General features: G+C 49.4%; 27 protein-coding genes and 1 pseudogene. 22 read left to right on the top strand and 6 right to left on the bottom strand.

The genetic code is table 11. From position 1 onward, the window contains the following. Nucleotide 1: 1 nt before the first annotated feature. Both DWX62_RS08475 and DWX62_RS08470 read right to left on the bottom strand, forming a co-directional pair. Nucleotides 2-439 carry a DUF3408 domain-containing protein gene (locus DWX62_RS08475; protein WP_005801797.1) on the bottom strand — a complete coding sequence of 146 codons (438 nt, stop codon included), beginning with the start codon at nt 437-439 and terminating at the stop codon, nt 2-4. Between the two features lie 5 nt (nt 440-444). Further along, entirely contained in the window at nt 445-1,200 is a 756-nt protein-coding gene (locus DWX62_RS08470; RefSeq protein ID WP_087409705.1) for a ParA family protein, read from the bottom strand. A gap of 630 nt (nt 1,201-1,830) precedes the next feature. Between DWX62_RS08470 and mobA the strand changes: the two genes are divergently transcribed. The 7 genes from mobA (at nt 1,831) to DWX62_RS08430 (ending at nt 7,173) form a co-directional block, all read left to right on the top strand. Then, nucleotides 1,831-2,301 (top strand): conjugal transfer protein MobA, encoded by a 471-nt coding sequence (mobA, locus tag DWX62_RS08465; protein ID WP_120172731.1) that lies wholly within the window; start codon nt 1,831-1,833, stop codon nt 2,299-2,301. After that, entirely contained in the window at nt 2,291-3,544 is a 1,254-nt protein-coding gene (mobB, locus tag DWX62_RS08460) for a conjugal transfer protein MobB (RefSeq protein WP_087208461.1), read from the top strand. Before mobA ends, mobB begins: the two co-directional genes overlap by 11 nt. Before the next feature lie 34 nt (nt 3,545-3,578). Further along, nucleotides 3,579-5,612, top strand: coding sequence for a conjugal transfer protein MobC (gene mobC / locus DWX62_RS08455; RefSeq protein ID WP_102407378.1), 2,034 nt, complete (start codon nt 3,579-3,581; stop codon nt 5,610-5,612). Between the two features lie 229 nt (nt 5,613-5,841). Further along, nucleotides 5,842-6,099 carry a hypothetical protein gene (locus tag DWX62_RS08445; protein WP_055172787.1) on the top strand — a complete coding sequence of 86 codons (258 nt, stop codon included), beginning with the start codon at nt 5,842-5,844 and terminating at the stop codon, nt 6,097-6,099. A gap of 10 nt (nt 6,100-6,109) precedes the next feature. Then, entirely contained in the window at nt 6,110-6,361 is a 252-nt protein-coding gene (locus DWX62_RS08440) for a hypothetical protein (RefSeq protein WP_120172730.1), read from the top strand. 12 nt (nt 6,362-6,373) lie between these two features. Next, nucleotides 6,374-6,886 (top strand): hypothetical protein, encoded by a 513-nt coding sequence (locus DWX62_RS08435; RefSeq protein ID WP_120172729.1) that lies wholly within the window; start codon nt 6,374-6,376, stop codon nt 6,884-6,886. Then, nucleotides 6,883-7,173 carry a DUF4120 family protein gene (locus DWX62_RS08430; protein ID WP_120172728.1) on the top strand — a complete coding sequence of 97 codons (291 nt, stop codon included), beginning with the start codon at nt 6,883-6,885 and terminating at the stop codon, nt 7,171-7,173. Before DWX62_RS08435 ends, DWX62_RS08430 begins: the two co-directional genes overlap by 4 nt. A gap of 54 nt (nt 7,174-7,227) precedes the next feature. On the opposite strand, the gene DWX62_RS08425 is transcribed toward DWX62_RS08430, so the two are convergent. The 3 genes from DWX62_RS08425 to DWX62_RS21915 form a co-directional block, all read right to left on the bottom strand. Further along, nucleotides 7,228-8,022, bottom strand: a complete 795-nt coding sequence (locus DWX62_RS08425) for a nucleotidyl transferase AbiEii/AbiGii toxin family protein (RefSeq protein WP_005801809.1) — start codon at nt 8,020-8,022, stop codon at nt 7,228-7,230. Further along, the gene (locus DWX62_RS08420; RefSeq protein ID WP_005801810.1) at nt 8,019-8,834 is read right to left on the bottom strand and encodes a type IV toxin-antitoxin system AbiEi family antitoxin; all 816 of its coding nucleotides are present in this window, start codon (nt 8,832-8,834) and stop codon (nt 8,019-8,021) included. The genes DWX62_RS08425 and DWX62_RS08420 overlap by 4 nt, the downstream gene beginning before the upstream one ends. A 469-nt stretch (nt 8,835-9,303) precedes the next feature. Further along, nucleotides 9,304-9,441 (bottom strand): hypothetical protein, encoded by a 138-nt coding sequence (locus DWX62_RS21915; RefSeq protein WP_155519609.1) that lies wholly within the window; start codon nt 9,439-9,441, stop codon nt 9,304-9,306. A gap of 143 nt (nt 9,442-9,584) precedes the next feature. Between DWX62_RS21915 and DWX62_RS08410 the strand changes: the two genes are divergently transcribed. The 13 genes and pseudogenes from DWX62_RS08410 (at nt 9,585) to DWX62_RS22470 (ending at nt 19,592) form a co-directional block, all read left to right on the top strand. Next, nucleotides 9,585-11,357, top strand: coding sequence for a DUF3945 domain-containing protein (locus DWX62_RS08410; RefSeq protein ID WP_120172727.1), 1,773 nt, complete (start codon nt 9,585-9,587; stop codon nt 11,355-11,357). Between the two features lie 47 nt (nt 11,358-11,404). Further along, nucleotides 11,405-11,668 (top strand): DUF4099 domain-containing protein, encoded by a 264-nt coding sequence (locus tag DWX62_RS08405; protein ID WP_032944512.1) that lies wholly within the window; start codon nt 11,405-11,407, stop codon nt 11,666-11,668. 93 nt (nt 11,669-11,761) lie between these two features. Continuing rightward, nucleotides 11,762-13,864: a type IA DNA topoisomerase gene (locus DWX62_RS08400; protein ID WP_120172726.1), complete on the top strand. Its 2,103-nt coding sequence runs from the start codon at nt 11,762-11,764 to the stop codon at nt 13,862-13,864. Nucleotides 13,865-14,059: 195 nt separating this feature from the next. Then, on the top strand, nt 14,060-14,296 hold the full coding sequence (locus DWX62_RS08395; protein WP_087340210.1) for a hypothetical protein: 237 nt from the start codon (nt 14,060-14,062) through the stop codon (nt 14,294-14,296). A 351-nt stretch (nt 14,297-14,647) separates the two neighbouring features. Continuing rightward, nucleotides 14,648-14,863 (top strand): hypothetical protein, encoded by a 216-nt coding sequence (locus DWX62_RS08385; protein ID WP_087340212.1) that lies wholly within the window; start codon nt 14,648-14,650, stop codon nt 14,861-14,863. 33 nt (nt 14,864-14,896) lie between these two features. Next, complete coding sequence (locus tag DWX62_RS08380) at nt 14,897-15,892, top strand: PRTRC system protein E (RefSeq protein ID WP_120172725.1); 996 nt, start codon at nt 14,897-14,899, stop codon at nt 15,890-15,892. 4 nt (nt 15,893-15,896) lie between these two features. Further along, nucleotides 15,897-16,118, top strand: a complete 222-nt coding sequence (locus DWX62_RS08375) for a PRTRC system protein C (RefSeq protein WP_087340170.1) — start codon at nt 15,897-15,899, stop codon at nt 16,116-16,118. 5 nt (nt 16,119-16,123) lie between these two features. Next, nucleotides 16,124-16,294, top strand: a complete 171-nt coding sequence (locus DWX62_RS22235; protein ID WP_243636256.1) for a hypothetical protein — start codon at nt 16,124-16,126, stop codon at nt 16,292-16,294. Next, complete coding sequence (locus DWX62_RS08370) at nt 16,291-17,265, top strand: hypothetical protein (RefSeq protein ID WP_243636255.1); 975 nt, start codon at nt 16,291-16,293, stop codon at nt 17,263-17,265. Before DWX62_RS22235 ends, DWX62_RS08370 begins: the two co-directional genes overlap by 4 nt. Further along, complete coding sequence (locus DWX62_RS08365; protein ID WP_120172723.1) at nt 17,252-17,950, top strand: prokaryotic E2 ligase family D protein; 699 nt, start codon at nt 17,252-17,254, stop codon at nt 17,948-17,950. Before DWX62_RS08370 ends, DWX62_RS08365 begins: the two co-directional genes overlap by 14 nt. Next, nucleotides 17,947-18,735, top strand: coding sequence for a PRTRC system ThiF family protein (locus DWX62_RS08360; RefSeq protein WP_120172722.1), 789 nt, complete (start codon nt 17,947-17,949; stop codon nt 18,733-18,735). The genes DWX62_RS08365 and DWX62_RS08360 overlap by 4 nt, the downstream gene beginning before the upstream one ends. Before the next feature lie 213 nt (nt 18,736-18,948). After that, nucleotides 18,949-19,311: pseudogene (locus tag DWX62_RS22525) on the top strand (helix-turn-helix domain-containing protein); the annotation flags it as partial. Nucleotides 19,312-19,463: 152 nt separating this feature from the next. Next, nucleotides 19,464-19,592 carry a hypothetical protein gene (locus tag DWX62_RS22470; protein WP_279387156.1) on the top strand — a complete coding sequence of 43 codons (129 nt, stop codon included), beginning with the start codon at nt 19,464-19,466 and terminating at the stop codon, nt 19,590-19,592. Nucleotides 19,593-19,815: 223 nt separating this feature from the next. Here the strand turns inward: DWX62_RS22470 and DWX62_RS08350 are convergent, their stop codons facing one another. Then, nucleotides 19,816-20,337 (bottom strand): GNAT family N-acetyltransferase, encoded by a 522-nt coding sequence (locus tag DWX62_RS08350; RefSeq protein WP_120172721.1) that lies wholly within the window; start codon nt 20,335-20,337, stop codon nt 19,816-19,818. A gap of 250 nt (nt 20,338-20,587) precedes the next feature. Here DWX62_RS08350 and DWX62_RS08345 point away from each other — a divergent pair, with 250 nt between their 5' ends. Both DWX62_RS08345 and DWX62_RS08340 read left to right on the top strand, forming a co-directional pair. Beyond that, nucleotides 20,588-21,676, top strand: coding sequence for a histidine kinase (locus tag DWX62_RS08345; protein WP_120172720.1), 1,089 nt, complete (start codon nt 20,588-20,590; stop codon nt 21,674-21,676). After that, nucleotides 21,651-22,409, top strand: coding sequence for a LytTR family DNA-binding domain-containing protein (locus tag DWX62_RS08340; protein ID WP_120172719.1), 759 nt, complete (start codon nt 21,651-21,653; stop codon nt 22,407-22,409). Before DWX62_RS08345 ends, DWX62_RS08340 begins: the two co-directional genes overlap by 26 nt. Nucleotides 22,410-22,420 lie beyond the last annotated feature (11 nt).

Genomic DNA, 22,420 nt, shown 5'->3' with positions numbered 1-22,420 from the left:
ATTATTTTTTATATAAAGGTTCATTATTGATTTGATTGTAATAGAGGCCGTCTATTTCCTCCTTATATTGCTCGAAATGAGCGGTCAGTACATTGTCAATGAATTTCGACATACTGATTTTGGGGGCTACAACCGATAAAAACTTCTGTATAAGCCGATAATTGTCGATACCGATATAAGCCTGCTGCCTTTGCAGAACATTTCCTCCCGAAAGGAACTCTTTGCGGTACGAATCCGTGACGTCCTTTCGTTTTTTGGGTTTGCCTGTACTTTTCTCAACAGTTACAGGTCCCGGATTGTCCGCTTCGCACTCATTCCCATCGGATTCATCAGTGGTTATTACATCATCCACGGATATGTCTTTCCCATAATTGGGTATATCCCCGGCCATAATGCCTCTGATCATCTCTTCGTTCACGGTTACTTGTTTTTTTGCCATAGTATTTATTTTTTGAATTTGACCAATAGTTCTTCCGCCAATTCTGTCAGCCCGCTACCCTTCAACGATTTGGCTGGAGGAGGAAACAAGGTACAACGAAAGAAGTTTCGGGTTGTCAAGGATAGTTCCTTGTTGTAGCGGTTGGTTTCTGGGATGATGGTATCCAATACCGTAAATTCCAATTTTTGCATGATGATATTGTAAGCGTCGAAAACTTCCGTGGAAGCGCGGGCATCTTTACGGGTCCAGAAAAAGAGGAATTCTCGCAAGGGAGCTTCCTTGCTTGTCTTGGCATAGTCCCATACGATAGTTGAGAACGAAAGACTGCTTTGCATTACAATACGGTCAGGAATAATCGGGGTTATCACATAGTCCATGTTCACGATGGTGTTGATTACGCCGGAAGAATTCACTGTTCCGGGCAAGTCCACGATAATCAAATCGTAATTCCCATTATTCATAAGTTTCTCCGCGGCATCACGGGCATTTTCCGCTTTTGAACCGACAATCGTATAGGCTTTCTTCCGGATACGTTCGTACTGGGATTTCAGCAGTTGTTTGAAATAATCACTGTTTTCAACTGTGCGCATGTCCCTTTCCTTCATACGTACCAGACTGTACTGCGGATAATCACAGTCGATGACAGCTACATTCAGTCCTTTCAGGTAATGATAATACCCGGCAAGCATAATCGTCATGGTCGATTTTCCCACTCCGCCTTTTTGGTTGCAAACGGCAACTAAAACTGTGTCTTTTTTCATTTTTCTTTCTTTTTTATAGTTAAACATTAATTGGATTCAGTATTCCAGTAAGTAAGGAATGACTGGATATATGCCGTAATACGGTATCTGATCCATTCAGTCTGACGGTCATTACTGCACATCACAAGTCTGTCAGACATTCCTTACTGCCTGTGTGCAGTACTCCATTCGTGCATCATTCCAGTCATACATTCTCTCATCCAGACAGTCAGTCAGCAGGTCCTTCACACACTCTTTACCGCACATATTCTGTCGTTCATGCCGCAAATAAAAAGGAAAATTTTCATACCGGCACTATGTTTCGGATGAGGTGACGACCCGTGTCATCAAATGACATCTTATTACATATAAAATACTGTTTTACAGATAGATATACTTCCGTAACTTTGCCACCGACAACGGAACGGATACCGGATGGAGCTATCCCGAAGCCGAAGAATGAGGCCGAGGGTCAAAACTCAATTTGACTTCAGGCAAATTCATGTTCAAGCGAACATAGCAAGTTGTGTTTTGGGCAGCCCGAAATGATTCGGGCATCCCAAAACAAACTTGCCACTCGCCTGAAGGCTCGGGAGGGATTTCCTCCAAAGTCGGAAATCCATGACGTAAAATCAGAAACAGAAAATCTCAATGCGTATGGAAGAAAACAGTAAAAGAAGAACAAGAAGAAGCACGGGCAGAAAACCGAAGACCGACCCGGCAGTATTCCGCTACGGTATCAAACTGACTTCGGAAGAGAACGGAAATTTCGAGCTGCTGTTTGAAAAATCCGGGATGAAACAACGGGCAAGATTCATCAAGGCGATGATTTTCGGACGTGAAATGAAGGTCGTCAGAATCGACAAGGCTGCGATGGACTACTACATCAGACTTACAAATTTCTATCACCAGTTCCAGGCCATCGGCAACAACTACAACCAGACTGTGAAAGCCGTCAAGTCCAATTTCGGCGAGAAACGGGCGTTCGCCCTGCTCCGTAATCTGGAGAAGGCCACCATCGACCTGGTGGTGCTGAGCAAGCGGGTTATCATGCTTACCCGGGAGTTCGAGGAGGAATACCTTATAAAAAGAAAGAAGGAGGAACAGCAGAATGGTAGCTAAGATCAACAGGGGGGTATCGCTCTACGGGGCGGTCATCTACAACCAGCGTAAAGTGGACGAGGCAACCGCACGTATCATCGCGGGCAACCGCATGATTACCGACCTCACCGGAAATCCCCACAATATCATGCAGCAGACACTGTGGGCTTTCGAGAGCTACCTCGCCGCCAACAGGAACACGGAGAAGCCGGTACTGCATATCTCCCTGAACCCATCGGTGGACGACCGCCTCACGGACGGGCAGTTCGCGGAACTGGCACGCGAGTACATGCAGAAGATGGGCTACGGCGACCAGCCCTACATCGTCTATCTGCATGAGGACATCGACCGCAGGCATGTCCATATTGTCTCCACCTGCGTGAAGGAGAACGGCGAAAAAATCAGTGACGCATATGAATGGAACCGTTCGATGAAAGCCTGCCGGGAACTGGAAAACAGATTCGGGCTCAAGCCTGTGGCTGACAAGCGGAACGAACTGCTGGAACCGTATCTCAAGAAGGCGGACTACCGGGACGGGGACGTGAAACGTCAGGTCGGCAATATCCTCAAAAGCGTGTTCACCGCCTACCGCTTCCAGACATTCGGGGAGTTCAGTGCCATGCTCTCATGCTTCAACATCGAGGCCAGACAGGTTCGGGGAGAATTTGAAGGCTCACCTTACAACGGCATCGTATATACCCTGACGGACGATGCGGGCAGGCCGGTATGTACGCCCATCAAGTCTTCGCTCATCGGCAAGCGCTTCGGCTACGAAGGGATAGAAAAAAGGATTGCCGTCAATGTCCGAGATTTCAGAAGCCGGAAGTGGCAGCCGAAAATCCATGATGCCGTCACGCTGGCCATGCACGGCTGCCGTGGAAACCGGGAAGATTTCATCCGGCTGCTCGGGGAAAAGGGCATTGATGTGGTGTTCAGGGAAAACGAGGAAGGCCGCATCTACGGCGTGACCTTCATAGACCACAGGAATCGTGAGGTATATAACGGTTCCCGTCTGGGCAGGGAGTTTTCCGCCAACGCCTTCGAACAGCTTTTTAACAGGCCGCAGGAATTTCCGGAGCCGGAATTCCCCGGACAATATACCTCCACACGGGAGAGCCTTTCCGACAACATGGAAAGCGCCATCGAGCAGGCTTTCGGAATATTCAGTCCCGACATCAACGGACCGGACCCGCAGGAGGAGGCACTCGCCCGCAGACTGCAACGTAAGAAAAAGAAGAAACGCCGTTCACGCGGCATATCCTGATTGTCAATTACCAACCATCAAAATTTTTACAGTTATGCAACAAGAAGATGATTTGAGAGGACTGGCCAAGGTCATGGAGTTCATGCGTGCCATTTCCATCGTGTTTATTGTGATCCACGTCTACTGGTTCTGCTACAGCGCATTCGTGGATATGGGCATCAACATCGGAGTCGTGGACAGGATTCTGCTGAACTTCCAGAGGACGGCAGGACTGTTCAGCAACCTGCTTGTGACGAAAGTGTTCGCCTTCATATTCCTGGGACTTTCGTGTCTGGGTACGAAAGGTGTCAAGAACCAGAAGATGACGTGGCGGAAAATATACGCCGCCTTCCTCGGCGGCATCGTCCTGTTCTTCATGAACTGGTGGATGCTTGACCTGCCGTTCAGTACGACAGTGAACGCTACCGTATATACGCTGACGCTCACCGCAGGCTACATTCTCCTGCTCATGTCGGGAGTATGGATCAGCCGTATGCTGAAGCATAACCTCATGGAGGACGTGTTCAACACCGCCAACGAAAGTTTCATGCAGGAAACAAGGCTCATGGAGAACGAGTATTCCGTCAACCTGCCCACGAAATTTGTCTATCAGGGCAAGGAATGGGACGGCTGGATCAATATCGTAAACCCGTTCCGGGCCTCTATCGTGCTGGGAACACCCGGCTCGGGAAAGAGCTATGCCGTGGTAAACAACTACATCAAACAGCAGATCGAGAAATCATTTGCCATGTATATCTATGACTACAAGTTTCCGGACCTCTCGGAGATAGCCTACAACCATCTGCTCAAGCACAGACAACATTACAAGGTCAAGCCGGAATTCTACGTCATCAATTTCGACGACCCCAGACGCAGCCACCGCTGCAATCCCATCAATCCAAGATTCATGGCGGACATATCGGATGCCTATGAGTCAGCTTACACGATAATGCTCAACCTGAACAAGACCTGGATACAGAAACAGGGTGATTTTTTCGTGGAGTCACCGATTATCCTGCTTGCCGCAATCATCTGGTATTTGCGGATTTACAAGGACGGAAAGTATTGCACGTTCCCTCATGCAATCGAATTTCTTAACAAGCCGTATGCCGATATCTTCACGATTCTTACCTCTTATCCGTCCCTCGAAAACTATCTTTCCCCCTTTATGGACGCATGGCAAGGTGGAGCTCAAGACCAGCTCCAGGGCCAGATAGCAAGTGCGAAAATCCCTCTTTCGCGAATGATCTCGCCACAGCTTTACTGGGTGATGACGGGAGACGATTTCACCCTTGACCTGAACAATCCCGAACACCCCAAAATCCTCTGCGTGGGCAATAATCCGGACAGGCAGAATATCTATTCGGCGGCTCTCGGCCTGTACAATTCGCGCATCGTCAAATTGGTGAACAAGAAAGGACAACTGAAAAGTTCCATCATCATCGACGAGCTTCCGACCATCTATTTCCGTGGTATCGACAACCTGATTGCGACCGCCCGAAGCAACAAGGTGGCCGTCTGTCTCGGCTTCCAGGACTTCTCGCAGCTTGCACGCGACTACGGCGACAAGGAGGCGAAGGTCATCCAGAACACGGTGGGCAATATCTTCAGCGGACAGGTGGTCGGAGAAACGGCAAAATCACTGTCGGAACGGTTCGGCAAGATTCTCCAGCAGCGGCAGTCCATATCCATCAACCGTCAGGACACTTCGACTTCCATCAACACGCAGCTTGATTCCCTGATACCGGCCTCCAAGATAGCCAACCTTTCGCAGGGTACGTTCGTGGGCAGCGTGGCAGACAATTTCGGGGAAGAGATAGACCAGAAGATTTTCCATGCCCGCATCATCGTGGACAGCGCAAAGGTATCGGAAGAGATGAAAGCCTACAGGAAAATTCCTGTCATCAACGAGTTCAGGGACGCGGACGGAAACGATATCATGCAGCAGCAGATTGACCGCAACTACTCGCAGATAAAGGCGGACGTGTTGCAGATAATAGAGGATGAGATAACACGCATAAAAAATGATCCGGAACTGAGACACCTCATCCCGCAGCAGGAGGAAGAAGAGAACAATGACGGAGAATAAAGGAAAAAGGAGACCGCTGTTTTATTTCCGCCTGCAAAGGTCGTCCCGTGCCCGCTGGATTGTGCAAGGCCGGGCCCCTCCGTGGTTTGCTGAAAAAATCATCCTCGCACGAGTGCTCCGGTATTTTTTCGCAAAGCCTTGCGCAATCCGGCACGGGACAGAAAGGCAGGCAAGAAATAAAATACCGGCTTGACAAGCCGCAGATGTCTAACTCAAAAAAATGAAAGATATGAGCAGAAGCAACTTCACCCCGATGGAAAGATTCCATGAGATTCTAAACGGACACGGACTACAGGCCATGAACGTAGGTATAAATCATATCCGCATCTTTAGGGACGGCCGGAAAATATTCGACTACTATCCGCTGAGGATGAAACTTTTCGACTACCACAACTGGTACCAGCTTACCTATCCATCCTTCGGCAATGGCGACGGGAAATGGGAACAGGAACTTCAGGAGATAATCGGCAGACTTTCCGCCGCATAAACGGTATGCTATGGCAGCGCACATGAAAAAGACGGAATGGGACAACATTCCCGAATGGGCCATATATGCCCTGGAATACGGAACGGAAGAGGACGGCAGCCTGAACGAAGAGGAACGGGCCATGATTGAAAAATTTATCGACACACATTTCCCGAAAGGCTACACGATGAGCGTGGATTGGGACGCCTGCAACGAGTTTGACCGCTATCCCGCATTTGGAGAGCCTTGCAAGACCTGCAAGGTTCTTTTTGTTTCACCATAAATACACGGAAAGATGAAAAGAATGACACTGAGCGAATACCTCGCTGTCCCGGAAGATTACCGGGGAGTATGGACTACCGAACGATGGGACATTCCCGATTGGGAAAACTTGAGAAAAAGCCACATGGGAAAACGTACCCTGATGGTATATGACAAAGGCACGTGCCTGCTTGTCGAGGGGCTGAGTCTTGAAATCGTGGATGACAGTTCCTGGAAAAAGCCGGAGGAAATCAAGAAGGAAATCCGTGAAAAATATCAGGAGTACCGTACTGAAAAGGGACATGAACCACATTTCCTCGAATGCATCATACGCTGGAACGACACCTTGGAGACACTGGAAACAAGAATCGCCCTGGACATGGATTCCGATACGGAAATGGACGATGAAATCTTCTTCTACTGCGATACTCTGGACAGCCTGCTGTCGCTGGCTGACAGAAGCGGGGAAGATTTTGTCATAGCCGGATGTTACGGCTTCGGTGAGTATGAAGAACTATTGCAACAACTTAAAGACAACCGGATATGACAATCAAATGCCAGGAACACTACGACAAGGTGGTGGAATACGCAAAAAGCATCGGAGACAAGACCTTGCAACGCTGCATTGAAGACTTGAAGCAGTGGGAAAAGAACTCAAACGGGAAATATGAAATAGAACTCTACTGGGACTTTGCACCCCATTCGTTCGGATTCGCCGAAAGAACTCCCGACGGACGGACAGGAGTCGTCGGAGGGGTACTCTATCATGGCAGACCGGACGAATCATACGCCGTGATGCTCAATCCGTTCCATGGATGGAGCATACACACCTGAAGATAAAATCCTGTAAAGCCCATTTCCCCCGGTAAATGAGAAAATGGGCTTTCATCACTTTTGTAACCTGTCTAACAGGAGCGTTCGTACCACCTCATAGCCTTCCTGCGGATTGAACTCCTCATCCGGCCGAAGCAACTGCATGGTATCACCCAAGAACTCATCATCCTGCATTTTGTCTTCCATATTGATAATAAATTCTTTGTAAGTAGGAATGTGGTCAACCACAAATTCCATATACTTCTGATAGCAAGCCAGCACGTTGTCTATGTTGATGTCTGATGTGGTCAAGGCCTTGTACAAATCATACAAATCACGTCCTTTTCTCCGTTGGTACAAGGCACGCAGTTTTGTACCTACCAGTTCATCCAACTGGTAAGTCAGAACATCGCATTTTCCGTTATACCATTTGTTGACCACTGAAAATGGCATACGTTGCATAGGCAGTACACTGAAATGTTCCTTGCAGTTGATTTCCACTTTCAGATGAATCGGGACCACTGGTATGGATTCTGATTCCAGCCTGAAAATCAAAGTGTTGTTGTGCTTTTTCTGCTTCACTTTCGGCTCCCCGAGAAAAGCGAGTGCATCTCTTATATGGTCATAGGTCTCTTTGATCGGTTCTGCATTAATCTGTACCAAGTCAATATCTTCACTGTACCTGGGTTGGGGCGAGAGGAACAACTTGTGTAATGCGGTCCCTCCGCGAAAAGCCAGATGTGAAGCAAGATATTCATCCTTGTATATCTCAGTCAAGGCTCTGCATATCAGCAGATCCTGTTCGACCTGTTCGGACTCTGTCCATGGAACATGTTCGCTCCATTCCCTGATTGCAAATTCCGGTATCATTCGTCTATTTCTATTTCCTGGTTAATGATTACTTTCCATTTCTTGTCAACCTCACAACCTTCTGTCGGTTTGTTTATCTTAAACGGTATCTTTCTGAATTTTAATCCTGCAACCTCCATTTTGGAATATAAGGTTTCCGCCAAATCCGCTCTTTCCAATACATGTTCCAGAATATAACCCAGACGTTGAAAGACCGGTATGGCCGATGTCTTGAAAAAGGAATCATCGAGGCTGTCCAGATTCATTGTCTCAGCCAATTCATTCAACACGGTGCAGACGCGATTCAGACCACCTACACTTTTTTCGTTTTCCACCAGGTCAACGGCTGTCAGTTCAGGACAAGAAACATTGATGTAACCTGTCTGCGTCTTGTGCTTCCTTACAAATTCCATACTTATTTTCTTCTTGGAAAAGAACAATATGGATGTTCCGCTCTTTGAAGTATTCCTCATGCTCGGTTGTTCCACCATGAGGGAAAATGTCTGTACTCTTTGATGTGATGCGCCATAAAATGAAGCCGCATTCAAAAGAGCAACATAATATCTTTTCCCAAGATAGGACATCAGCTGATCCATATAGAAAACAGGCGGAATTACGCCTTTTAACGAATATTCCACAGGCATAATGACATAAAAATTACGCCAGGGAGAAACTATCTTCGCTTTGGCGGCCAAACGGTACAATGCGGTTTTGATATATACCTTACCCGCTGAAGGGAATTGCTTTTCTATATCCTCTTTAGTGAAGGTGTAATATCCCCTTACTTCCCGGCTTTCAATCCAATCTGACAAAGTTTCTATATGCTTCTTCATAACTTAGTTGCAATGACATTGCAAAAGTAGTCATTTTTTGACTACTTACGCAGATTTATTGCATTTTTTTGTGCTGAAAGGGAATTTTTCTCCATATTTCTATAAAATGGCATCATAAGCCACGCTTCACTTGATAAGTCCCTTCAGAGAAGTTAACTCGGAGGGCGAATACCTCCACGTTCAAGCCTCCGGTTTTCGGGACACAAAATTCCCTGCGGTAATTTTCCCCCCGAAAAAACGCTCCGGTATTGCCGTCCGAGTTGGGGAAAGTACCGGGACTTAGCAAGCGAAGCGACCTACGACGCATAGATACAGGTCAATATAAAAAAGAATCTGACGGGAGAACCATGCTCCCGTATGCCGTCCCAATGGATTACACGATCCGGTTATTCCCGTAAAAAAATCCGCTTCCTGTCACAAAAGGACATATCAAGGGGGACAAAAGCAGCTCGCTCCCAACTCTGCATAATTACAGTTTTTCCTTTTCTTCTGTGCGGCTGTGCGTACCGCCATGCCCTTGTCTGTCCGGCCTGTTCCAGCCTTTTCCCTTTCCTTTGCCGCCTTTCGTTTTTTCTCCTTTTCCTGCCGTTTTACCCCGTTTTTTCACTCCGTTTTCTCCGGCCTGCGGTGTAATGTGATGACACAAGATGCAATATATATCCTAACGCATTGCAAATCAATTATTTATCAATTTTTCTCCTATATATTTGCGGTGACAACATGAGTTATCAACACTAAAAATCAAAAATTATGGCAAAGAAAAATGCACGGGAAGAACCCCCGAAACCGCAGGTTACCGAAAACGAGCAGATGAGTGACATCGTGTTTATCCTCGACAAGATGGAACTGATTCTGGAAGCGGTGTCGCAAATCGGACAGGACGGAAAATTCAACACGGTAGCCGCCGACAGGCAGAACCGGAACTCCTTCCTGAAGATTGACCGCTATGCAGATGCCTTCGAGAACTTCATCAAGAACTTCTGGAGCCAGCTGAAAGACCCGACACGCTTCGGAATCCTCTCCGTCAAGGAAGACAGGCTGGACGATCCTGCCGTACAGCAGGCCATCGAGGACATCGCCGCAGGAAAAAAGACAAAAGTCGTGGAGGAATTTCTCAAGCAGTACGAGATTGTTCCGCGCAACAAGGAAAACCAAAGTATCAACCAAAAAAATCAAGAAGAAATGGCAAAGAAAAATGAAACCCAGCAGCAGGCTGCCGCAGCTGACAGCCAGCCGCAGACCCAGTCCCCCCAGTACCGTTACAACGAGTCCATGATTAACTGGGAACAGCTAAAGAATTTTGGAATCTCCCGTGAATACCTCCAGGAACGCGGACTGCTCGAACAGATGCTCAAGGGATACAAGACCAACCAGGTAGTACCCATCAGCATGAACTTCGGTTCGGCCGTACTGAGGACTGACGCACGTCTGTCATTCCAACAGTCCATGGCGGGCGAAGTGGTGCTCGGCATCCACGGTATCAGGCAGAAACCCGACCTTGACCGACCGTATTTCGGACATATCTTCTCCGACGAGGACAAGAAGAACCTGCTGGAAACGGGCAACATGGGACGTGTCGTGGAACTGAAAGGACGCAACGGGGAATATATCCCTTCCTTCATCAGTATTGACAAGCTGACCAACGAGGTGGTCGCCATGAAAGCGGAGAATGCTTTCATCCCAAGGGAAATCAAGGGCGTGGAACTGACAGAGCAGGAGCAGAATGACCTGCGTGAAGGCAAGAAGGTCTATGTCGAGGGCATGATCGCCAAGTCCGGTAACGAGTTCAACGCCTTCATCCAGGTGAATGCCGAACGCAGGGGTGTCGAGTTTATTTTCGAGAACGACAAACTCTTCAACCGCCAGACACTCGGGGGCGTGGAACTGACACAGAAACAGATTGAGGACCTGAACGCCGGAAAAGCCATCTTCGTGGAGGGAATGCAGCGCAAGGACGGTGAGGTGTTCTCCTCTTACGTGAAGTTGGACGAGGCGACGGGCCGCCCGTCCTACACCCGCTACAACCCGGACTCTCCGGAAGGCGCACGAGAAATCTATATCCCCAACGAAATCAACGGGGTGAAGATTACGGCGGAGGAACAGCAGCAACTCCGTGACGGCAAGGTGATTTTCCTCAATGACATGGTGAACCGCAAGGGAGAGGAATTCTCCTCCTTCATCAAGGCCGATTTGGAAACGGGACGCCTGAGCTACTCCCGTACGCCGGACGGTTTCGAGCAGCGCGAGGATTTCAAGATTCCAACCAAGGTATGGGACGTGGAACTGACCAGACAGCAGCGTGCGGACCTGCAGAGCGGAAAGGCCGTGCTGGTGGAAGGCATAAAGGGATATGACGGGAAGACCATCTCGCAGTACGTCAAGGCGAACTTCAACCAGGGGCGTCTGGACTTCTACAACGAAAATCCCGACCGTAAGCGTGACGCGTCACAGCGAAACGTGGTGGCCAACAGCCAGCGACAGGAACAGGGAAACCGCAAGTCAAAAGGTGCGAGCATTGCCTGATGGCAGGTTACTGAAAAATGAATGTTGAATCAAAAAAAGAAAGAAATATGAAAAAGGAAAACGGAAACGACATGCCTTTCAAGGCTGATGAAGTGAACTGGGACGAACTCTCCGGTATCGGTATCATGAAGGACGAGCTGGAACTCTCCGGCGAAATGGACACCCTCCTCAGGGGAGAGAAAACAAAAGTGATGTCCCTGAGCCTCGTACTCCTCGGCGTGGACGTGGTGATGGACGCCACGCTCCAGCTGGTCCGCAAGGGCGAGGCACCGCTGCTGGAAATCCAGGGCGTAACGCCGCTGGGCAAATAATCTGGAAGCAATTATCAAGTAAACCGATGTCTTACCGCCGTTTCCTGTCTTCCGCATGGAAAACGGGAAACGGCTTAATTTTTATCTTACAATATGATAGCAATCATCGCAGAAAAGCCGAGTGTAGGCATGGACATAGCCCGTGTAGTCGGGGCTGATACAAGAAATGACGGCTACTGTTCCGGCAACGGATATATGGTAACATGGGCACTGGGACACCTCGTGTCGCTGGCCATGCCGGACACTTACGGTTACACGAAAACAGCGGCGGAGGACCTGCCGATGCTGCCGGACCCGTTCCGCCTGGTCTCCCGACAGGTGCGCACGGACAGGGGAATGGTCACGGACATCGCCGCCTCGAAACAGCTGAAAGTCATAGAAAGCGTGTTCAACCGCTGTGACAGCATCATCGTGGCTACCGATGCCGGTCGCGAAGGGGAACTTATCTTCCGCTGGATATATGCCTTCCTGGACTGCAAGAAACCGTTCCGCCGCCTGTGGATTTCCTCGCTGACCGACGAGGCCATACGGAAAGGTCTGGAGGAACTGAAGGACGGCTCGGAATACGACAGCCTGTATGCCGCCGCCGACAGCCGCGCGAAGGCGGACTGGCTGGTGGGCATGAACGCCAGCCGGGCCCTGGCCATCGTCTCCGGCACTCCGAACAGTTCCATCGGGCGGGTGCAGACCCCGACACTGGCCATGATATGCGCCAGGTTCAAGGAAAACAGGGGATTCGTCTCCACCCCTTACTGGCAACTGCATGTCACCCTGCAAGGGAAATGCACACACCGCCGTTTCTTCCATGTCGGGAACTTCAACGACAAGGCGGAGGCCGAAGCAGCATACAGGCATATCCCCTCCGGCTCCGTGGCTGAAATCACGAAAGCGGAACGCAAGGAAACCGTGCAGCAACCGCCGCTGCTCTACGACCTTACGGCACTCCAGAAGGACTGCAACGTGCATCTCGACCTGCCGGCGGACAAAACGCTGGACATCGCCCAGGCCCTGTACGAGAAGAAGCTGGTGTCCTATCCGAGGACGGGAAGCCGCCATATCCCGCAGGATGTCATGGCGCACATCCCGGAACTGCTGGAAAAGATTTCCGTCCTGCCGGAATTCCGGGAATACGGGAAGGCGTTCGACCTTTCCACCCTGAACACCCGCAGCGTGGACGACACGAAAGTGACCGACCATCACGCGCTGGTCACGACCGGTGTCACACCGGAGGGACTTTCCGAAGCGGAAACCGCCGTCTATACGCTGATAGCCGGACGGATGCTGGAAGCGTTCTCGCCACCCTGCGGGAAGGAGACACTGCGGATGGAGTGCCGTATCGGGGACATGGCTTTCCGCTCGAAGAGTTCCACGGTCACCAGTCCAGGCTGGCGCGGGGTGTTCGGCAGGAAAGAGGACAAGGAGGAGGACGAGGAAGGGCTGAACGACGGGGAAGCCGTCTTTGCCGTAGGGGACAGAGTCCCGGTATCGGGCCACGGACTGGTGCAGAAGAAGACCATGCCCAAGCCGCTCTATACCGAAGCCACGCTGCTTGCGGCCATGGAGACCTGCGGAAAGGACATCGCCGACGGACAGGCGCGTGAAGCCGTCAAGGATCTGGGGATCGGCACGCCCGCCACGAGAGCCGCCATCATCACCACCCTGTTCAAGAGGGACTATGTCGAGCGGAACGGGAAAAGCCTCGTGCCCACGGAAAAGGGACTTCTCCTCTACGGAGCCGTGAAAGACATGCTGGTGGCGGACGTGTCCCTGACCGGAAGCTGGGAAAACGCCCTGGCGCAGATAGAACGGCATACGCTCGACCCGGAAACGTTCATGGCGTCCATCAGGGACTATACCCGCAAGGCCACCGGGGAGATTCTGAAACTCTCCCTGCCGGCGGCTCCCGTCCGCACGTTCACCTGTCCCAAATGTAAGACGGGCCATGTCATCCTCAGGGGCAGGACGGCAAAATGCGACAATGAAGGCTGCGGCCTGCTCGTGTTCCGCAAGTTCCTGAACAAGGAACTGACGGACCAGCACCTGGAACAGCTTTTCTCTTCCGGCTCCACCCGGCTCATCAAAGGGTTCAAGGGCAAGAAAGGGATAGCCTTCGATGCGGCCCTGGCTTTTGACGCGGGTTTCAACCTGACCCTGTCGTTCCCGAAAAACGGGAACGGGAAGAAACAGAAGCGGTGAAGCCATTCCGGTTCACGGGGCGAAGGTCGCGGACCGCCTGTTTCCACCGGCAAGGCCGGGCCGCGGGCGGTTTCAGGGAAAAATCATCCTCGCCCGGAAGGGCTGCGGTATTTTTCCCGAAAGCCTTGCCCGTGGAGACGGTCCGCAGGAAGGCCCCGGAAACGGGAATGGCATTCCCTTAAAAACATGGAGATTATGAAAACGATAGAACGGATCAAGAAAATAACCGGCAACCGGTGGGCAAAGACTGCCGCACTGGCCGTCACGGCCGCCATTGTGTTCAGCTGGCTTTACTCGCACGGCATATCCCCCATATGGACCGCCGTGGCCATCGTATGTTTCAGAGGACTGTTCAGGTTCCTCTACCGGATAGCCTGTTTCCTCGTGGCTCTCGCCATCATCCTGTGCATCCTGAGTTTTCTGGTCTTCTAAGATCTGACAAAGTGGAACATAGCGGATTTTACATTTACAGTTATATAAGGAGCTGTCCAGATGAGGACGGCTCTTTTTTTATCGCCATGTCCGTTGCTCAGAAAAAATGGAAAGACAGGAATGGAAGACGCAGACATCGGCAGTCCGAGGAACTACAGGGCAAAGTTGGCGTATGCTTCTTGTCGGACGGCAAGGTCGAGCCGCAAGCGGTTTCGGAAAAAATCATCCTCGCCCGGAGGGCTGCGGTATTTTTCCCGAAAACCTTGCCTTTCCGGAAGCATTCGCCGCCGGGCCCTCGTAGTTCAACGGGCTGCCAAAGCCCGAGTATTCACAATTAAAACAATAAGGATCATGAGACAAGCGATCATCACAAGACAACCGTCACAGGCTCCGATGCGGATGCCAGTGGCAAGAAAACCCAGAGTGCAGGTGCCGGAACCGGCCATGAAGTTCCCGCCAAGAGGAAGCGGGCCGGTACATATCTCAGCCCTGCTGAACCCGATACTGGAAATCAGCCGGCATCCGGACAGGAACAGGCTGCTGGCGGAGTTTTTCAAGGACGCATGAAACCTATGTCTAATCATTTTAATACGAAAGATTATGTTCTTTACACAGTTCAACCAACTGATGACCGGAAGCGTGGACGTCACGATGGTCATCCGCAAATCAACCACGGGCATGACGGTATCCGTGCTGCCCAAGTCGAACGGTCTCAAGGACGAGGCCCAGAACCATATCGTGCCGCTGACCCTGTCCGGAACACCGGAAGAGCTTGACAACGGCTTCTTCCAGACCATCGCAAGACCCGTACAGAAAGTATCAGGCCTGCTGGCCAACATGGCAGAGTTCGAGAAGCAGGCGGACAAGGCAGCGAAAGACAGCAAGGCGGTCAAGGATATGAAAGCGAAAGAAACCAAGGAGGAGAAAGAGAAACGGGAAAAATATGAAAAACTGATGAAGAAGGCGGACGAGATGGTTGCGGCAAAGAACCACAAGGAGGCCGTGGCCGTACTCGGACAAGCCAAAGCGTATGCCAACCCTCAGCAGGTAAAGGAAATCGAGGAAAAGATCAAGGCGCAGACCGCTGAGCTCAACAAGGGCAGCCTGTTCGGCATGGAGGCCTTTGACCAACAGCCGGCTCCACAGCCGGTGTCACAGCAGCAGCCGCAACAGGTACCGCAATCCCGTCCGATACAAAGACCGGCTCCGGGAAACATTCCACAGCAGCCGCATCCGGCAAGCCAGGGACAGCAACCTGTCAGACAGCCGATACCGCCGCGACAGCCTGTACAGCAAACGTCTCCTTATCCCGGGCAACAGCCATACCACGCGCAGCCGTATCCCGGACAGGGAGGGCAATATCCGCAACCGGGCGCATACGGGCAGCATCCGGCTCCACAGCCATCGCAGCCGGTAGCATGCTTTGAGGAAAGCATGCCGCAGTACGACGGATATGCGGCGCAGGAAGACGGGCTGTCCGCTTATGGACAGGACGAGCCGGATTACAACCCGGAAGAGTATGCGGGATATCCCGACTTCCCGATGGAAATGCTGAAAGGCGGAAACAGATACCAGACTACCAACCCACAAATGTAAGATTATGGCACTCGAAGTAAAAGGAATGACACGCTCATTCAAGTTCAAGAAAGGAACGGAGTATGTGACTCTGGCTGACCCAGGCACGGATTTCACCCCGGATATGGTCATGAACTACTATTCCAACATGTACCCGGAACTGACCACGGCAACCGTGCACGGGCCACTCATCAAGGAAGATATGGTTGAGTACGAGTTCAAGACAACCATCGGAACAAAAGGATGACGGATATGGCAAAGGAAAATAAAAAAGGAAAGGAAGAATCATGCAGACTCTTAAGCGAATTTCAGATGGAGCAGCTTGCAAGGTTCATCATACAAGGAACCGGACAAGTCTACCATTACGGAACCGAAAAACGGAAAAGGATTGCGGCGCCCAGCGGTGCCGTAATCGTTTTTTGAATACGGTCTTCTCCAGCTGCGTGCCCGGATTCCTTGTAAAGGACTATGAGGGGAAACCGTTCAATATCCTGACGGAAGACAACTACGAATACCTGCTCGGCTCATACCTAAGATACGCGGAACTCACGGGGGTAAAAGCCCGGCATGTCCCCGGCAGGAATATCGGAGAAAGCATAGACCAGCTGGTCTATGACATGGAAACGCTGCTCAAGGACGATGTCGGTGTCAATATAGAACAACAGGGACAGCGCCTGTACTTTAACTTGTGGAAATGTCATGAGTGGGGAGAATATACGCTGTACTATTTCCCCGTGAAATTTGTGGAAGAACTGAACCCTGTACTGAGACGCATCGCCATATCGTTTATCAACGGTATGGCGAATGCCAACGGGATAACCACGATTCTGGACGGTGACGATACGGAAACGGTGCTTGACTGGATTGAAACGGATGACCGGGATGAACCGGAAGACGATACACGACGCAGGAATGCCATCGTCAGCTCATACAGGAACGGGAAAATCAGAAGGCTGCTGCAAAGGGTGGAAAGCACATCCTATTACAAGAACCTGCCAGCCGCCATACGGAGATATTCCCCGCAGGACGGATGGGAAGCGGTTTTGCTGGAACTGATGGAAGAGGGGCTGCAGTTCCTCTTCCCGGAAAAGCCGATCATGCGCTACTGTTATGACCCGTTCTTCGAGGAGGAACCGGATTACCGGCCGATGGATCTTGACAGGCAGATACGCATAGCTTATGACATCCATGACATTGTGACGGAAAGTCTTGAGGAACAATATAATTCCGAGAGGCTGGAGACATACGATCTGATTCCGATCACCACAATGGCCCTGTCTCCGGAAACGGACAGCCTGTTTAAAATGGAGGACGACTACCCTGAACGCTTTTTCAAATGGTCGGACAAATTCATAAACCATATATCAAATAATAAAGAAGATGGGAAAAAATGAACTTACGAATATGATACATGCCACCCTTTGTCCCCGTGCGGTACTGATAGCCTACACTTATGAAGGGGATAAAAAGTATTTCCTGGAACAGCGGTCCATTGACGGGAAAGGAAAGATGGGCGAAGGACATCCCGTAACGGTCGAGTTCATGAACGAGCTGGTACGGAACTATTCGGAGACACACGGTAGTACGCCATACGGCAGGCTGCCGTCCAATCTTCTGTATGCAGATTCCCGCAAAGGAAGCGAAAAATACATCTGGTATAATCCCCCGCAAAAACGGATGATGTATTTTGTCAGCGGCCTCGAAATCGAGAATGCGGAATACAACCTGCCGGGAATCATCTACGAAGCCAGGGAGTCGCAGCTGGACGTTTATGCCTACAAGGATGACCGGCCTGACAGGGAGACGGACCTTTATGCGGCACCTTTATTCAATGTGACAGGCTCAAGCGTATGCCTCGGTTCGGCCAGGATAGAAAAGCCACGGGACATGACTTACTTGAACCTGCTTGAATACTGGGAAAGAAAATTCTGGCTGACAGAGTTTTCCCACTTAGGGGGCCACGGGAATCCGACCAGATCAAATCTCGTGCTGGTGACAAAGGCAGCGAGGGACAAACCTTTCGACCTCGGAGAATTGAAATCATTACGAAATCTCAAACTTAAAGACATCCTGAAATGAAAAGAGTACACTACACAGACAGCTATCTCATCAACCCGCAGCATCCGGTGACGGTGAACCTCATCGGTGCGGGAGGGACAGGCTCGCAGGTGCTGACCTGCCTGGCAAGGCTTGATATAACGCTCCGGGGCCTCGGGCATCCCGGACTTTTCGTGACGCTCTATGATCCCGACATCGTGACGGAAAGCAATATCGGGCGCCAGCTCTTCAGCATTTCGGATGTGGGATTGAACAAGGCGCAATGCCTGATTACGCGGATAAACAACTTCTTCGGCAACGACTGGAAAGCCTTTCCGGACATCTATCCGGTAATACTGAAAGATACCAGGCGAGACAACCTGGCCAACATCACGATAACCTGCACGGACAACATCAAGTCACGCCTTAATCTGTGGAACATCCTGAAGGCGGTGCCGATATCGGAATACAGATCATACGACACACCCCTGTATTGGATGGATTTCGGGAACACGCAGGCATCCGGGCAGGTTGTCATGGGGACAATACCTAAAAAGATCAAACAGCCTGAATCCGGACTGTATGAGACAGTGGCTTCCCTGAAAGTCGTTACCCGTCTCGTGAAGTATGCGATGGTGAAAGAAAGCGATTCCGGTCCGAGTTGCTCTCTTGCAGAGGCCCTGGAAAAGCAGGACCTCTTCATAAATTCCACATTGGCACAGCTCGGCTGTAACATCCTTTGGAAGATGTTCCGTTACGGAATGATCGAGCACCACGGACTGTACCTTAATCTGGAAACGATGAAAGTCAATCCGATACCGATATAAACGTAGAGTGAAAATGTAAGTGAGTGCAGATGGAAGAATGTCAAATCCGTCATCTTCTATTTATATGAGAGTGTTCACAAAGTTTATTATCAACTATATTTTTTCTTTCTCAGGTAATAATTGCAAGATAAAATCCCTAAAAATAGGTATTGCCCGACAATTTCAAGCCCTACACCTTTGCAAAAGTAAAATCGAGAGCACTGTTCATTATAAATGCAAGTGCTGAAAAAAGACATACGGGGTCGTATATTGACAGTTGCCAGACAGCAATTTAAAAGGAAAGGACAATTCCATGACTTCCATGCGCGAAATAGCGGAGTTGACAGGTGTTGGCGTTGGAAACATCTACAACTACTTCACGAACAAAGATGAATTGTTCCGCAGGTGGTCTGTCCAGTTTTCCGTGCTTGGGAAGCCATGCTGCAGGAAGATCACGGTATACGGAACGAGGACATTATGATGATGCGGTTGGAAGAATATCTGAAAGCTTACATAGACGAATATGTTTCGTTGATAGACAAGTATCTTGTACTGATGGAAATCCTGCTGTTCCGCGCACAAGGTTCTTCGTTGGAACATTCTTCCATAGGGGCAATCCGAAGGTCTTGATTTTGTTATAAACTTGTCATTTTTGTTTCTTTACATAAATATAGGCTTTTTGGCCGTATTTCTGCAGAATTTATCCCCCCCCCAAAAAAAATGCCTCAGACAGCATTTATCCGCCTAGATTGACGCTGACGGAGGCTCGAACGACACTCATCCTGCCGGAGAAGCAGTGGCTGAGCCTCGGATGGGGAAAATCCGCTCCGATTGCCGTTGTCCCCCAGACGGACAGGTTTAAAGCGGATTTGGCATAATACCCAACATTGACTCCTAATATTATGCTAATTCCTGCCAATAAATGAGGAATGGCAGGAACTTTTTATTTTCGACTGTCATCGTATTGCCAAACGACAGTCGCTGTAAGCTATTCTCCAGTCAACTTTGTAAAGTCTTCATTTGTATATATGTTATTTTCCTTAAGACTGAATAACCAGAATCCCGGATAATTCTTACTGCGGGACACATATGTGCAGCTCATTACTTGCATAAACGCATCCGTTTCTCGAACCGGAAATATTCCTCCTTATACACTTCTGAATCTTGTTTGGTCTCTGGGGCTACATGGTATTTGCAGAAAAATTCCACAATGTGGAAACCGCATTTGTTCACGTAGAAGTGAATATTGCGTTTTTCGAAATAAGGTGTGACCAATTCCCACACTTCTGTTTCAGGATACATCCCTTCAATCATTTTCCATGCATGATATCCCAATCCCCGACCGTGAAACTCCGGATAAAGATAAAACAAATCCATGGAGTTGCGGTGGGTGACATCGTTTATGCGCAAAGCGACTCCTCCGGCTTTTTCGCCATTGGCGTAAATGTTGTAAACCGTTGCCTCTGGGTTGTGGAGAATCTCCATTACTTCTGCATCGGTAATAACTTCGCCATTTTCCGGTATGCCAAACTGTTCCACCACTGCTATGGATAATACGGCTTTGACATCGTTACAGAAGTTCTGTAACTCTTGCCCGGTTATGGATTGAAAAGAAATGTGCATAATTCTATTTCTGCTTTTAGTTCAACATTATCATTCGATAAGCAAAGTTAATGCTAAGTATGAGTAAATCCTATGCAATATCCGGTAAAACGATAAAAAACAAGTCTAAAATGTCTTATTCCCAAACTGAAACGGAATACATACAGACGTTTCAGTTCTGTTTTTTGACGCTTTAAGCCTGATTTAGAAGTTTTCATGCCGCCGGCATTTGGTGGAAATGGCAAAAGACGTTTATTTTGCAACTAAAAAAATGAGCAAAACGCGATACGACCATATACGCAACCGGTTGCCATTGGTGGGAGTGGTATTTATCATTACGTATCTCTTGTTCCTGCTGATAGACAAGAGTTACGCAGCATGGCTTCTTCAAAGCGATACCACGTTGGCAGATTATGTGATGGATGCGACTTGTACTTTGTTGGCCAGTTTCATATTGGTAGAATTGTCTGTTTTCTATAGCAGTTGGTCGTTCCGGCATTTGCCTTTTACACTGGCATCTTACAAAAAATTGATAGCCAATTCTTTCCTGTTGCTTTTGTTTAATAATCTGACGGCTTGGCTTTTCACTTCACTTGGGGTATGGCTTGGCGATGAAAATTCGTTTTTTCCTCAAGGACTTTACATCACCAGTGTCATCGCTACGTTTGTTTCTTTCCTTTATACAAACGCACGCTATCTGGAATCGTTTATCCTTGTGGAGAAACAGAAAAAAGAACTGGAGATAAATCTGCTCAGAGAAAAGGAACATGCGGCGCAAATGCAGTTTGAAGTATTGAAAGCTCAAATCAATCCGCATTTCATGTTCAATAACTTCAGTGTGCTTTCCGAATTGATTATGGAAGACCCGCTTCTGGCAGACAAGTTTCTGGAGAACCTTTCCAATGTCTATCGCTATGTCATTCAAAACCTGAAACATGACATCGTGGACTTGCGGGACGAAATCAAGCTCCTTTATTCTTATATTTACCTGATAAAAATACGTTACGAGGATGCTATACATATTGATATAGATGAAACGCTGGAACAGACGGCCGGGCAGATTCCGCCTATGTCTTTGCAACTGTTGGTAGAGAATGCCATCAAGCACAACCAATTCTCTGCCGACCATCCCTTGTCCATACATATTTTCCATGAAGAGCGCTACATTGTGGTGGAGAACGAGTTGCGGCCTTTGGCCTCAGAATTGGCATCAACCGGCATCGGGCATCACAACCTGACGGAGCGCTATTTCCTCCTGTGCAGGGCAACGCCGGTCATAGAGAAACGTGAAGATACTTATATCGTCAAACTCCCTATCATACACGACATACATCATGAACATATTGATTATAGAAGATGAGAAAAGAAACTACAATCGTCTGAAACGCTTGTTGGAGGAAATAGACGCGGCTTTCCACATAGAAGGACCGTTGGCCAGCATTGCCGAGTCTGTGGAGTGGTTGCAGACCCATCCCGCACCAGACTTGATATTGGCAGACATCCGCCTGTCCGACGGATTGAGTTTTGATGCTTTGCGGCAGACGGCTGTGTCTTCCCCCGTCATTTTCACCACGGCCTATGACGAATACGCTATACAGGCTTTCAAATTCAACAGTTTCGATTACCTGCTGAAACCCGTCAAAGGCGACGAACTGGCTTCTGCCATTGATAAAGTACGCCGCCAATACCTGACTGCGACCGGAGGAGAAGAGTTGCGCCAACTGCTGGAATATATGCGACAGAACAATTACCGCTACCGGGAACGCTTCTTGCTGCCATACCGTGACGGTTATGTTTCGGTACAGGTGAAAGACATCAGCCATATCGCACTGGACGAGCGAAGCACACGGCTGTATATGAACAACGGCACAGTGGAAACAGTGCGGTATTCATTGGACGAACTGGAAAAGCAGCTTAACCCCGATGAGTTTTTCCGCGCCAACCGACAGTTCCTCATCCGCATAGACAGTATATTGAGCGTAAACAACTGGTTTAACTCCAAGTTGAAGGTACACCTGAAAAAATATCCCGATGCGGAAATCATTGTAAGTCGCGAACGGGCAGCGGCACTGAAGGAGTGGCTGGACAGGTGAGAGCAAGCGGA

This window comes from Bacteroides sp. AF20-13LB (assembly GCF_003603065.1).
In the GTDB taxonomy this organism is placed as follows: domain Bacteria; phylum Bacteroidota; class Bacteroidia; order Bacteroidales; family Bacteroidaceae; genus Bacteroides; species Bacteroides uniformis.
This window is presented reverse-complemented; position numbering and strand designations above follow the sequence as displayed.